The organism is Streptomyces sp. NPDC001544, assembly GCF_042894285.1.
Taxonomy (GTDB): Bacteria; Actinomycetota; Actinomycetes; order Streptomycetales; family Streptomycetaceae; genus Streptomyces.
Genome location: NZ_JBIAVN010000020.1, coordinates 1 through 12755 on the forward strand (window position 1 = coordinate 1; position 12755 = coordinate 12755).

Sequence of the window (12755 nt, forward strand, 5' to 3'; positions counted from 1 at the left end):
AAGCCGCCCGGGCCACCCGCACCGTCTCCACCGGGACCTCCCCCGGCTCCCGCGGCTGCATCGACATCGACACCCTCCCCATACGACAACGTCGGTTCCCCAGACCACAACAAGGTCTGGGGAGCCGACGTCACGCGAAGGCCGGGATTAACCAACAGCGTCCGGGTGACCGGGGCCGGCCCCTTCGCATGTGCGGGAACCTGACCGCGACATGTCTACGGAGTGTCGCGTTGTGAACGATTACGCCCGATACATCAAAATATGCCCGAAATCATCATTTCGTGTGTGTCTGGCGGAGAGGGGTTCACAGGATGCGCAGCGCACCCGTGTCGCCGCACGGCTTCGTCGTCGTCCGGGGACGGGGTTACCGGCCCGGCCAGGTCGACGCGTTCACCGAGGCGCTCTCGCGGGACCGGGACGCCGCCTGGGAGCGGGCCGCCCGGCTCACCGTGCTCGCCAAGGACATGGCGGTGGAGGTGGCCCGGTTGCGCGAGACGGTCGCGCGGCTCGCACCGCAGACGTACGAGGCGCTCGGAGAGGGCGCGCGGCGTCTCTTCCAGCTCGGGGTGGAAGAGGCGCAGGCCGTACGGGAGTCGGCGCGGGCCGCGGCACGGGACGAGGTCTCGGAGGCGCAGGCGTACGCCGAGAGCGTGCGCCGGGCGGCCGCGGAGTACGCGGACACGCTCGTCGGGGACGTCGAGGAACGTGCCCGCCAGCGGCTCCTCGCGGCGGGTGCCGAGGCGGACGAGATCAGGATCGGCACGCGGCGGGCGGTGAAGGAGGGGCGCAGTGAGGCCCTGGCCGCGCTGCGGGAGATGCGGCAGCGGACCTCCGGGATGCTGACCGAGCAGACCCGGGAGCATGCGGCGCGTTGGGCGGCGCTGGAGCAGGAGGAGGTCGAGCGGTCGGCCGCGCTCGACGCGCTGCACGCCGAGCGGACGGTGCGCGCGCAGGCCGCGCTGGCGGAGGCGGAGCGGCAGCTGGAGGAGGCTCGGGCGTCGGTGGGCCCGTGCCTGGAGGAGGCGCACGCGCGTGCCGCGGAGATCCTCGCCGAGGCCCGGGTGCGCGAGGACGCGATCGCCCGGGAGACGGAGCAGGTGCTGCGTGAGCACGGGGAGACGTGGGACGCCATGCAGACGCAGATGGACGACGTGCGCAGCAACCTCGCGACGTGGACGGGGCGGGCCGTCGAGTAGGCGTCCCGCCGGTCCCCGGACTCACGCCCGGCCCCGGCGCGCGGGCGGGCGACCGGAGTCGGACGCCCGGGCCCGGATGTCCGACCCCAGGAGGGGTACAAGCCCTGGGACGACGCCTGGGGCCGTCTTGACGGCTGGAAACGCCGGCTGACGGTCGCCGGATCCGACCACGGCACCTTCACCGACGCGTCCCTGCTCGGGGAGCTGCTCGGTGTCGCCGATCCGAAGGTGCTCTCCTCGGCACGCTCGGAAGCGATCACGCGCGCGTACGTGGCCGCCTTCTTCGACCTGCACCTGAAGGGCATCGCCCAGCCGCTGCTCGACGGGCCGTCACCGCAGAACCCGGAGGTCTCCGTCCAGCTGCGCTGAGCGGCCCGGCGGTGCTCACTCGGAGAGCACCGGAAAGCGCCGCGGCGCCAGCACCAGCAGCACCAGGAACGCCAGCGCCGCCGCGCCCGCCGCCCCCAGGTACACCGCGTGCACCGCGCCGGCGATCGCCCGCCGGGTGCTCTCCGAGGCCGTGCCCGCGTCGAGTGCCCGTGTGACGGAGTCCAGGTCGCCCGCGCCGCCCAGCCGGGCGGCCAGGACACCGTTGGCGACCGCGCCGAACACCGCGGCGCCGACGGTCTGCCCGGTCTGCCGGCAGAACAGCACCGACGCGGTGGTGGTGCCGCGCTCCGCCCAGCCCGCCGTCGACTGCACCCCGACGATCAGCGGCAGCTGGAACAGGCCCAGCGCCCCGCCGAGCAGCAGCATCAGCAGCGCCGGCTGCCAGGCCGCCCCCGGGTAGGGCAGGAAGGGGAAGGCGAGCAGGACCAGCGTGGCCGTGCCGATGCCCAGCAGCGCGGTGTCGCGGAAGCCGATACGCCGGTAGACGTGCTGGCTGAGCGCCGCCGACACCGGCCAGCTCAGTGTCCACACGGACAGCACGAACCCGGCGGCCACGGGGGCGAGGCCGAGCACGGACTGCGCGTACGTCGGCAGGAACACCGTCGGCGCCACCATCAGCAGCCCCAGCGCGCCCAGCGCCAGGTTGACCGCCGCGATCGTCCGGCGCCGCCACACCCACCCGGGGATGATCGGCTCCGCCGCCCGCCGCTCCACCCACACCACGACCCCGGCCAGGGCGGCTCCCGCGCCGAACAGGGCGAGCGACGGCGCCGACAGCCACGCCCAGGCCACTTGGCCCTGCACCAGCGCCGTCAGCAGGACACCGCCGCACGCGAACACCGCGAGCGCGCCCGCCCAGTCGACCCGGGGACGGACCGCCGGGCCGTGGGCCGGTTCGTGCAGATGACGGACGATCAGCCAGAGCGCCGCGGCACCTATGGGCAGGTTGACCAGGAAGATCCACCGCCAGCCCGCGTACCCGGCGAGCACCCCGCCGATCCCCGGTCCCACGACCGCCGACACCGCCCACACCGTGGACAGCCGGGACTGGATCCTCGGGCGTTCGGCGAGCGGGTAGAGGTCGGCGGCCAGGGTCTGCACCGTGCCCTGCAGCGCCCCGCCACCCAGGCCCTGCACGATCCGGAACGCGATCAGCGCGGCCATGTTCCACGCGGCGGCGCACAGCAGCGAGCCGAGCAGGAAGAGCGACGCGCCCGCCACCAGCACCGGTTTGCGGCCGAAGGTGTCGGAGAGCTTCCCGTAGACGGGCAGCGTGACGGTCACCGCGAGCAGGTAGCCGGAGAACAGCCAGGAGAAGACGGAGAAACCGCCGAGGTCGGCGACGATCTGCGGTACGGCCGTGGAGACGATCGTGGCGTCCAGGGCCGCCAGTGCCATCGTGAGCATCAGCGCGGCGACGACCGCGCCCCGCCCGCGGGCCGTGGTCCGCTGCGCGGCGCCGTCGCGTGTCGCAGGTGTCGTACCGCCCACCGGAACCCCCTGATCCCTGCCCCCTGCACCTATCTGCCGGGAGAAGCTTGCCACTTGACCCTGACGCGGCGGCAGGGCGCAGGATGACGGGCCGATGGGTGGAGAGGGCCCCCTAGTCCTACTCCACCCCGGGGTGGACCGCCCCTAGGGGTTCCTCCGTACAACGGCTGGGGGAGGGTTCGTCCCGCCGGAGGAGGAGAGGGCACGGGCCCGGTCCTTAACCTGGCTTTACGCCGTCGGGGGGCGGCTGACCGAACCGGCACCGGTGGGGTTAACCCCCCTGCAAGACGGGGCTTCGCACCAGCGCGCGGCGGCCCCGCCGGCCGGGAGACTCATCGGCGTACCCAGAACGACGCACCGGCTCACCGGGGCGGATCCGCACAGACTTGCCGACCGATATAGGAGACATACCGTGACTTCGGCTGTGACCATTCCCAGGCACGGGGGCACTGGAGGGCGTACGGCCGTTGCCGCACGGGCGCGGCAGGTCGTGAAGGCGTACGGGTCGGGGGAGACCCGCGTCGTCGCCCTCGACCACGTCGACGTGGACATCGCCCGCGGCCAGTTCACCGCGATCATGGGCCCGTCGGGGTCCGGCAAGTCCACGCTGATGCACTGCCTCGCCGGGCTCGACACGGTGACGAGCGGTCAGATCTACCTGGACGAGACCGAGATCACCGGACTGAAGGACAAGAAGCTCACGCAGCTGCGCCGGGACCGGATCGGGTTCATCTTCCAGGCGTTCAACCTGCTGCCGACGCTGAACGCGCTCGAGAACATCACGCTGCCCATGGACATCGCCGGCCGCAAGCCCGACAAGGCGTGGCTGGACCGTGTGGTGGAGACCGTCGGCCTCGCCGGGCGGCTGAAGCACCGGCCCACCCAGCTCTCCGGCGGCCAGCAGCAGCGCGTCGCCGTGGCCCGCGCCCTGGCCGCCCGCCCGGAGATCATCTTCGGTGACGAGCCGACCGGAAACCTCGACTCCCGCGCGGGTGCCGAAGTGCTCGGGTTCCTGCGCACGTCGGTGGACGAGCTCGGCCAGACCATCGTGATGGTCACCCACGACCCGGTGGCCGCCTCCTACGCGGACCGGGTGCTGTACCTCGCCGACGGCCGCATAGTCGACGAGATGCACCAGCCGACGGCCGACCAGGTCCTGGACCGCATGAAGGACTTCGACGCCCGGGGGCGTACGTCATGACCGTCCTGAAGACCTCGATGCGCAACTTCTTCGCGCACAAGGGCCGTATGGCGCTGTCGGCGATCGCGGTGCTGCTGTCGGTGGCGTTCGTGTGCGGCACGCTGGTGTTCACCGACACGATGAACACCACCTTCGACAAGCTGTTCCAGGCCACCTCCTCCGACGTCCAGGTCAGCGCCAAGGGCGCCTCCGACACCGGTCAGACGACCTCCGACAACGGCAAGCCGCCGGTGATGCCGGCCTCGGTGCTGGACAAGGTCCGCCGCGCCCAGGGCGTCAAGGCCGCGGAGGGCACGGTGTTCTCCACCATGGTCACCGTCGTCGACGCCGACAAGGACAAGCTCTCGCCCAGCAGCGGCGCCCCGACCATCGTGGGCAGCTGGAACGGCAACGACGCCCGCACCATGAAGATCACCTCCGGTGCGGCGCCCAAGGGATCCGGCCAGATCATGGTCGACGCGGACACCGCCGACAAGCACCACCTGAAGCTCGGTGACGAGATCGGTGTGATCACCGCGGTCGGCACGCACACCGGGCGGATCTCCGGCATCGCCACCTTCACCGTCACCAACCCCGGCGCGGCGATCTTCTACCTCGACACCCGTACCGCGCAGCAGACGCTCGTCGGCGAGACCGGCGTCTACACCAACGTCAACGTCACGGCGGTCAAGGGCGTGACCGACGCCCGGCTGAAGAAGAACGTGACGGCCGAACTCGGCGGCAGCTACAAGGTGCAGACCGCCAAGGAGGTCGCCGACGCCAACCAGAAGGAAGTCGCGAGCTCGCTGAACGTCATGCGGTACGCGATGCTCGGCTTCGCCGGGATCGCCTTCCTCGTCGGCATCTTCCTGATCATCAACACCTTCTCCATGCTGGTCGCCCAGCGCACCCGGGAGATCGGCCTGATGCGGGCCATCGGCTCCTCCCGCAAGCAGGTCAACCGTTCGGTACTGGTCGAGGCACTGCTGCTGGGCGTGGTCGGCTCCGTGCTCGGTGTCGGCGCGGGCGTCGGCATCGCGGTCGGCCTGATGAAGCTCATGGGCAAGATCGGCATGCACCTGTCCACCGACGACCTGACGGTCGCCTGGACCACCCCGGTGGTCGGTCTGCTCCTCGGTGTCGTGGTCACCGTCCTGTCCGCCTACCTGCCCGCCCGGCGGGCCGGCAAGGTCTCCCCGATGGCCGCGCTGCGCGACGCCGGCACCCCGGCCGACGCCAGGGCCGGCTGGATACGGGGCCTGATCGGCGCCGTCCTCACCGGTGCCGGCGGTCTGAGCCTGTACGTCGCCGCAAACGCCGACAAGGCCAAGGCCGGCTCCTCGTGGCTGGGCCTCGGCATCCTGCTGACCCTGATCGGCTTCGTCGTCATCGGCCCGCTGCTGGCCGGCGGCCTGGTACGCGTCCTCGGCGCCGTACTGCTGCGGATCTTCGGCCCCGTGGGGCGGATGGCCGAGCGCAACGCGCTGCGCAACCCGCGCCGCACCGGCGCCACCGGCGCGGCCCTGATGATCGGCCTCGCACTGGTCGCCTGCCTGTCGGTGGTCGGCTCCTCCATGGTGGCCTCGGCCACGGACCAGCTCGACAAGACCGTCGGTACGGACTTCATCATCATGGGCGACAACGGGGACACGGTCGTCCGGCAGGCGGTGCAGGCCGTGAAGTCGACGCCGGGCCTCGCGCGGGTCACCGAGTACAAGACGACCAAGGCGGACTACACCACCCCCGACGGTCAGACGCTCAAGGACACCGACATCACGGCGGCCGACCCGACGTACGCGTCCGACCTGCGCAAGAAGACCGTCGCGGGCAACCTCTCGGACGCCTACCTGCCCGACTCGATGTCCGTCCACGAGAAGTTCGCCAAGGCCCACGGCATCCACATCGGCTCGAAGATCACCGTCGCCTTCGAGCACGGCTCCACCGCCCGTCTGACGGTCCGCGCGATCACCAGCAGCGACGAGGTGATCGACCAGGGCGCCAAGTACACCTCCATCGCCACCCTCGCCAAGTACGTGCCGGCCAAGGAGATGCCGCTCGACCAGCTGGTCTTCGCCAGCGCCAAGGACGGGCAGCAGACGGCCGCCTACAAGGCGCTGAAGACGGCCCTGCACGACTACCCGCAGTACACCGTCCGCGACCAGACCGACTACAAGAAGGCGCTGAAGGACCAGATCGGCCAGCTGCTGAACATGATCTACGGCCTGCTGGCGCTGGCGATCATCGTGGCGGTGCTGGGCGTGGTGAACACCCTGGCCCTGTCGGTGGTGGAGCGCACCCGGGAGATCGGCCTGATGCGGGCCATCGGCCTCTCCCGCCGCCAGCTGCGGCGCATGATCCGCCTGGAGTCGGTGGTCATCGCCCTCTTCGGCGCCCTGCTCGGCCTCGGACTCGGCCTCGGCTGGGGGGCCACCGCGCAGAAGCTGCTCGCCCTGGCGGGCCTGAACGTCCTCGACATCCCCTGGCCCACCATCATCGCCGTCTTCGCCGGCTCGGCCTTCGTGGGCCTGTTCGCGGCGCTGGTCCCGGCGTTCCGGGCGGGCCGGATGAACGTACTGAACGCGATCGCGACCGAGTAGCCATCCCGACGGGGGTCACGGGGGAGGCCCGGCACCGAGAAGTCACGGGGGACTTCTCGGCGCCGGGCCGTTGTCATGCGCGCAGGACGGGGACGTCGTACTTGGGGATCCAGGTGTCGCGGGTGATGAGTGTCAGGTCTTCGATCTGGGCCTGGGCGATGAGCATGCGGTCGAAGGGGTCGCGGTGGTGGAGGGGTAGCCGTGCGGCGTGGATACCGTGACCCATGCTGATCGGAAGGGATCTCAGCTGGCAGTCCCGGGCCCGTTCCGGCAGGTCGGCCGGGGCGTCCAGCTTGCCGAGTGCCTGCTTGAGCGCAAGTTCCCAGGGCGTGACAGCGCTGATGTACGCCTCGGGCTCCGCGTCGAGCAGCCCCTTGATCTCGTCGGAGAGTTCCGGGGAGTCGAGCAGCCACCAGACCACGACGTGCGTGTCGGCGAGAAGCCTCACGTGTTCGTCTCCTGCCCAAGACCGAACACCTCGGCGAATCCCGGATCGTCGGACATGTCGTCGAAGTCGTCATGGAACACCACCGGCTCCTTCAGGGAGCCGCGAGCGGTCCGCTGAACAGTGGCCCGGAACGGCACGACCTTGGCCACCGGCTCCCCCGCCCGGCTGATGATGATCTCTTCCCCTGTTTCCACCAGCTGCAGTATCCGAGAGAAGTTGGTCTTGGCGTCGTGGACGTTGTACTGCCGTTGGGCGTGCTGCGTGCTCATAAAGACCTCCCGAACGGTGGACTAACCGACGGGCTAGCCCATGGGAATACGGTAGCCGCCGTCCTTCCACAGGGCCACCCGCGTTCACTCCCCCGAGTGACAGCCCCCGGCGTCGTACCCTGGGAACCCCCGGCCCGCCACGCGTGTCGGGCCCGTCGTGTTGCCCGCCCCGGACGAAAGCCGCCCCCGAATGAGCCTGCACGGTCTGCTCGACGCCGTAGTCAAGGACCCCGCCCTCGCCGAAGCGATCAAGGCGGCGGCCGACGGCAACCGCATGCACGTCGACCTGGTCGGACCCCCGGCGGCCCGCCCCTTCGCGGTCGCCGCCCTGGCCCGCGAGGCCGGACGCCCCGTGCTGGCGGTCACGGCGACGGGACGGGAGGCCGAGGACCTGGCCGCCGCCCTGCGCTCGCTGCTGCCTTCCGAGGGCGTCGTGGAGTACCCCTCCTGGGAGACGCTGCCCCATGAGCGGCTCAGCCCGCGCAGCGACACCGTCGGCCGTCGCCTCGCCGTCCTGCGCCGCCTGGCCCACCCCCGCCCCGACGACCCCGAGACCGGCCCGGTCTCCGTCGTCGTCGCGCCCGTACGGTCCATGCTCCAGCCGCAGGTCAAGGGCCTCGGCGACCTCGAACCGGTGTCCCTGCGGACCGGGCAGAGCGCCGACCTGAACACGATCGTCGAAGCCCTCGCGGCCGCCGCGTACGCGCGCGTGGAGCTGGTCGAGAAGCGCGGCGAGTTCGCCGTGCGCGGCGGCATCCTCGACGTGTTCCCGCCCACCGAGGAACACCCCCTGCGCATCGAGTTCTGGGGCGACGACGTCGAGGAGATCCGCTACTTCAAGGTCGCCGACCAGCGCTCCCTGGAGGTCGCCGAGCACGGCCTGTGGGCCCCGCCCTGCCGCGAACTGCTGCTGACGGAAGACGTCCGTACACGCGCGCGTGCCCTCGCCGAACAGCACCCGGAGCTCGGCGAACTCCTCGGCAAGATCGCCGAGGGCATCGCGGTCGAGGGCATGGAGTCCCTCGCCCCCGTCCTCGTCGACGACATGGAGCTGCTGCTCGACGTGCTGCCCAAGGGCGCCATGGCGCTCGTGTGCGATCCGGAGCGGGTACGCACGCGTGCCGCCGACCTCGTCGCGACCTCCCAGGAGTTCCTGCAGGCCTCCTGGGCGGCCACCGCGGGCGGCGGCGAGGCGCCCATCGACGTCGGCGCGGCCTCCCTGTGGTCCATCGCCGACGTCCGCGACCGCGCCCGCGAGCTGGACATGATGTGGTGGTCGGTCTCGCCCTTCGCCGCCGACGAGACCCTGGACGACGGCACCCTCAAGCTCGGCATGCACGCGCCCGAGACGTACCGCGGCGACACCGCCAAGGCCCTCGCCGACACCAAGGGCTGGCTCGCCGACGGCTGGCGCACCGTCTTCGTCACCGAGGGCCACGGCCCGGCCGCCCGCACGGCCGAGGTGCTCGGCGGCGAGGGCATCGCCGCCCGCCTCGACGCCGACCTCGGCGAGCTCAGCCCCTCCGTCGTGCACGTCTCCTGCGGCTCCATCGACTACGGCTTCGTCGACCCGGCGCTCAAGCTCGCCGTGCTGACGGAGACCGACCTCTCCGGGCAGAAGGCGGCCGGCCGGGACGGCGCCCGTATGCCCGCCCGCCGTCGCAAGACCATCGACCCGCTCACCCTGGAGACCGGCGACTACATCGTCCACGAGCAGCACGGCGTCGGCCGCTACATCGAGATGGTGCAGCGCACCGTCCAGGGCGCCACCCGCGAGTACCTGGTCGTCGAGTACGCCCCCGCCAAGCGCGGCCAGCCCGGGGACCGCCTGTACATCCCCACCGACCAGCTGGAGCAGATCACCAAGTACGTCGGCGGCGAGGCCCCCACCCTGCACCGGCTCGGCGGCGCCGACTGGACGAAGACCAAGGCCCGCGCGAAGAAGGCGGTCAAGGAGATCGCCGCCGACCTGATCAAGCTGTACAGCGCGCGCATGGCCGCCCCGGGGCACGCCTTCGGCGCGGACACCCCCTGGCAGCGCGAGCTGGAGGACGCCTTCCCCTACGCCGAGACCCCCGACCAGCTCACCACTATCGCCGAGGTCAAGGACGACATGGAGAAGACGGTCCCCATGGACCGCCTGATCTGCGGCGACGTCGGCTACGGCAAGACGGAGATCGCGGTCCGCGCCGCCTTCAAGGCCGTCCAGGACGGCAAGCAGGTCGCGGTGCTGGTGCCGACCACGCTGCTGGTGCAGCAGCACTTCGGGACGTTCTCCGAGCGCTACAGCCAGTTCCCGGTCAGCGTGAAGGCGCTCAGCCGCTTCCAGACCGACACCGAGGCCAAGGCCGTCCTGGAGGGGCTGCGCGAGGGCTCGGTGGACGTCGTCATCGGCACCCACCGGCTGTTCTCCTCCGAGACCAAGTTCAAGGACCTCGGCCTGGTCATCGTCGACGAGGAGCAGCGCTTCGGCGTCGAGCACAAGGAGCAGCTGAAGAAGCTGCGGGCCAACGTGGACGTGCTGACCATGTCGGCCACGCCCATCCCGCGCACCCTGGAGATGGCGGTCACCGGCATCCGCGAGATGTCGACGATCACCACCCCGCCGGAGGAGCGGCACCCGGTGCTCACCTTCGTCGGCCCGTACGAACAGAAGCAGATCGGCGCGGCCATCCGCCGGGAACTGCTGCGCGAGGGCCAGGTCTTCTACATCCACAACCGGGTCGAGTCCATCGACCGGGCCGCCGCCAGGCTCCGGGAGATCGTCCCCGAGGCGCGCATCGCCACCGCGCACGGCCAGATGTCCGAGTCGGCGCTGGAACAGGTCGTCGTCGACTTCTGGGAGAAGAAGTTCGACGTGCTGGTCTCCACCACCATCGTCGAGTCCGGCATCGACATCTCCAACGCCAACACCCTCATCGTCGAACGGGGCGACACCTTCGGCCTGTCCCAGCTCCACCAGCTGCGCGGCCGGGTCGGCCGAGGACGCGAACGCGGGTACGCGTACTTCCTGTACCCGCCGGAGAAGCCGCTGACGGAGACCGCGCACGAGCGGCTGGCCACCATCGCCCAGCACACCGAGATGGGCGCGGGCATGTACGTGGCGATGAAGGACCTGGAGATCCGCGGCGCCGGAAACCTGCTCGGCGGCGAGCAGTCCGGGCACATCGCGGGCGTCGGCTTCGACCTGTACGTCCGCATGGTCGGCGAGGCGGTCGCGGACTACCGGCGCCAGCTGGAGACCGGCGAGATCGAGGAGGAGCCGCCGCTCGAGGTCAAGATCGAGCTGCCCGTCGACGCGCACGTCCCGCACGACTACGCGCCCGGCGAGCGGCTGCGCCTGCAGGCCTACCGGGCCATCGCCTCCGCCAACTCGGAGGAGGACATCAAGGCGGTACGGGAGGAACTCACCGACCGGTACGGCAAGCTGCCGGAGCCGGTGGAGAACCTGCTGCTGGTCGCCGGGCTGCGCATGCTCGCGCGCGCGTGCGGGGTCGGCGAGATCGTGCTGCAGGGCACCAACGTCCGCTTCGCGCCGGTGGAGTTGCGGGAGTCGCAGGAGCTGCGGCTCAAGCGGCTGTACCCGGGGACGGTCATCAAGCCGTCCGTCCACCAGGTGCTGGTGCCGCGGCCCAAGACCGCGAAGGTGGGCGGGAAGCCGCTGGTCGGACGGGAGTTGCTGGGCTGGGTCGGGGAGTTCCTCGCCTCCGTCCTGGGGTCCTGAGCAGGAGGGGCGCGTGCGGATCGGCGAGCTGGCGGCGGCGACCGGGGCGACGCCGCGTGCCCTGCGGCACTACGAGCAGGCCGGACTGATCGCATCCGAACGCGCCCCCAACGGCTACCGCGAGTACGACGCCGGGGCGGCGGTCCGCGTCCGCAACATCCGGCACCTGCTGGACGCGGGGCTCACCCTGGACGACGTACGGGTGTTCCTGCCCTGCCTGGACGCAGACGTGACGGCCGGAGGGGTCTCCCCGAAGGGGCTGCAGGTCGCCAGGGACCGGCTGGCCGTCATCGACGCAAGGATCGCGGCACAGGTGGCGGTGCGGGAGCGGCTGGCGGCGGCGCTGCGCGAGGCCACGTGACCGCCGGCGCTCACCCCACCACGGCGCCGCCGTCCACCGGGAGGACCACGCCGGTGATGAACGACGCCTGCGGCGAGGCCAGTCGGGTGACCGCCCAGGCCACCTCCTCGGGGCGGCCCACCCGCCCGAGCGGGGTGTGGTCGAGCTGCCATGCGCGGATGGCGGCGCGCTGCTCGGGCGTGTAGCCCGAGTGGTCGGCGATCGGCGTCTCGACGGCGCCGGGAGCGACGGCGACGACCCGGATCCCGAGCGGTGCGAGCTCCACCGCCCAGCTGCGGGTGAGAACTTCGAGGGCCGCCTTGCCCGCCGCGTACAGGGAGTTGCCGGGCCAGCCGCGTTGGCCGACCGATGTCGTCACGTTCACCACGACGCCGCCGCTCTCCTCCAGCGCGGGGAGCGCGGCCTGGGTGAGCAGGACGGGGGCGAGGAGGTTCGTCGCGAGCTGGGGTCGCATGGACGCCCGTGTATAGGTGCGCAGTGACTCGGTGTTCACCACGGCCGCGTTGTTGACCAGCACGTCGATGCGTCCGTGGCGCTCCAGCGCGGTGCGGACGACGGTCGCGGGGCCGTCCTCGGCCGTGATGTCGGCGGGGACGGGGATGATCCCGGGGTGGCCGTCGGCGGTCTCGGCGAGGGGTCCCGGACGGCGGCCGACGGCCAGGACCCGCGCGCCCTCGTCGGCGAACGCGCGGGCGGTGGCGCGGCCGATGCCGGTGCCGGCTCCGGTGACCAGGACGGTGCGGGGGGTGCGGTGGGGTGCGCTCGGTTCGCTCATGCCGGCAATCCTCGGACCCTGACGCCAGGGGCAGGGTCAAGCCCGGTCGGTCCAGGCAAGGTTGGGGGAAAACGGGGTACCAGGCCCATCGGGTCGGGACTGCTCGCGCGCTGCACGCGCCTGCCGTTCCGCTCCCGGGCGCTCTCCGTTCCCCACCGGCCGGCCGCTACGGTGGACCAGGAAGGATCCGCCCGTGCGGCGGCGGCACAGGGCGGGCGGGAGGAGGCGCACGTGATGCGTCCGAGGGGCGGGACGGTCAAGGGGCGGGCCACCGGGGCCGGTTGGACGAGGCGCAGTGCCGGAAGGCGGCGCGTCCTCCTGGCA

The 12755-nt window shown here is 71.6% G+C and carries 10 protein-coding genes; 6 read left to right on the forward strand and 4 right to left on the reverse strand.

Features of this window, described 5'->3' with window-relative positions:
* Positions 1–311 precede the first annotated feature (311 nt).
* Together ACFY0F_RS33855 and ACFY0F_RS33860 are read left to right on the forward strand one after the other, a co-directional pair.
* Positions 312–1196, forward strand: a complete 885-nt coding sequence (locus ACFY0F_RS33855; RefSeq protein ID WP_388803071.1) for a cellulose-binding protein — start codon at positions 312–314, stop codon at positions 1194–1196.
* A 228-nt stretch (positions 1197–1424) separates the two neighbouring features.
* Positions 1425–1565: a hypothetical protein gene (locus tag ACFY0F_RS33860; RefSeq protein WP_388803075.1), complete on the forward strand. Its 141-nt coding sequence runs from the start codon at positions 1425–1427 to the stop codon at positions 1563–1565.
* 15 nt (positions 1566–1580) lie between these two features.
* On the opposite strand, the gene ACFY0F_RS33865 is transcribed toward ACFY0F_RS33860, so the two are convergent.
* Complete coding sequence (locus ACFY0F_RS33865; RefSeq protein WP_388803077.1) at positions 1581–3077, reverse strand: MFS transporter; 1497 nt, start codon at positions 3075–3077, stop codon at positions 1581–1583.
* Positions 3078–3489: 412 nt separating this feature from the next.
* Between ACFY0F_RS33865 and ACFY0F_RS33870 the strand changes: the two genes are divergently transcribed.
* Together ACFY0F_RS33870 and ACFY0F_RS33875 are read left to right on the forward strand one after the other, a co-directional pair.
* Complete coding sequence (locus ACFY0F_RS33870) at positions 3490–4278, forward strand: ABC transporter ATP-binding protein (protein ID WP_388803080.1); 789 nt, start codon at positions 3490–3492, stop codon at positions 4276–4278.
* Positions 4275–6854 (forward strand): ABC transporter permease, encoded by a 2580-nt coding sequence (locus ACFY0F_RS33875; RefSeq protein ID WP_388803083.1) that lies wholly within the window; start codon positions 4275–4277, stop codon positions 6852–6854. Before ACFY0F_RS33870 ends, ACFY0F_RS33875 begins: the two co-directional genes overlap by 4 nt.
* Before the next feature lie 73 nt (positions 6855–6927).
* Here the strand turns inward: ACFY0F_RS33875 and ACFY0F_RS33880 are convergent, their stop codons facing one another.
* Positions 6928–7302 carry a type II toxin-antitoxin system VapC family toxin gene (locus ACFY0F_RS33880; RefSeq protein WP_388803085.1) on the reverse strand — a complete coding sequence of 125 codons (375 nt, stop codon included), beginning with the start codon at positions 7300–7302 and terminating at the stop codon, positions 6928–6930.
* Positions 7299–7571 carry a type II toxin-antitoxin system Phd/YefM family antitoxin gene (locus ACFY0F_RS33885; protein WP_388803088.1) on the reverse strand — a complete coding sequence of 91 codons (273 nt, stop codon included), beginning with the start codon at positions 7569–7571 and terminating at the stop codon, positions 7299–7301. The genes ACFY0F_RS33880 and ACFY0F_RS33885 overlap by 4 nt, the downstream gene beginning before the upstream one ends.
* A 190-nt stretch (positions 7572–7761) precedes the next feature.
* Here ACFY0F_RS33885 and mfd point away from each other — a divergent pair, with 190 nt between their 5' ends.
* Both mfd and ACFY0F_RS33895 read left to right on the forward strand, forming a co-directional pair.
* Positions 7762–11295, forward strand: a complete 3534-nt coding sequence (mfd, locus tag ACFY0F_RS33890) for a transcription-repair coupling factor (RefSeq protein ID WP_388803091.1) — start codon at positions 7762–7764, stop codon at positions 11293–11295.
* 13 nt (positions 11296–11308) lie between these two features.
* Positions 11309–11656 (forward strand): MerR family transcriptional regulator, encoded by a 348-nt coding sequence (locus ACFY0F_RS33895; RefSeq protein WP_388803094.1) that lies wholly within the window; start codon positions 11309–11311, stop codon positions 11654–11656.
* Positions 11657–11666: 10 nt separating this feature from the next.
* On the opposite strand, the gene ACFY0F_RS33900 is transcribed toward ACFY0F_RS33895, so the two are convergent.
* Positions 11667–12431 (reverse strand): SDR family NAD(P)-dependent oxidoreductase, encoded by a 765-nt coding sequence (locus ACFY0F_RS33900; RefSeq protein ID WP_388803096.1) that lies wholly within the window; start codon positions 12429–12431, stop codon positions 11667–11669.
* Positions 12432–12755: the final 324 nt, after the last annotated feature.

Bases quoted from the DNA above. Each gene is read 5' to 3' on its own strand.
- ACFY0F_RS33900 (WP_388803096.1), bottom strand. From the start codon at position 12,431: ATGAGCGAACCGAGCGCACCCCACCGCACCCCCCGCACCGTCCTGGTC.
- ACFY0F_RS33855 (WP_388803071.1), top strand. From the start codon at position 312: ATGCGCAGCGCACCCGTGTCGCCGCACGGCTTCGTCGTCGTCCGGGGA.
- mfd (WP_388803091.1), top strand. From the start codon at position 7,762: ATGAGCCTGCACGGTCTGCTCGACGCCGTAGTCAAGGACCCCGCCCTC.
- ACFY0F_RS33875 (WP_388803083.1), top strand. From the start codon at position 4,275: ATGACCGTCCTGAAGACCTCGATGCGCAACTTCTTCGCGCACAAGGGC.
- ACFY0F_RS33885 (WP_388803088.1), bottom strand. From the start codon at position 7,571: ATGAGCACGCAGCACGCCCAACGGCAGTACAACGTCCACGACGCCAAG.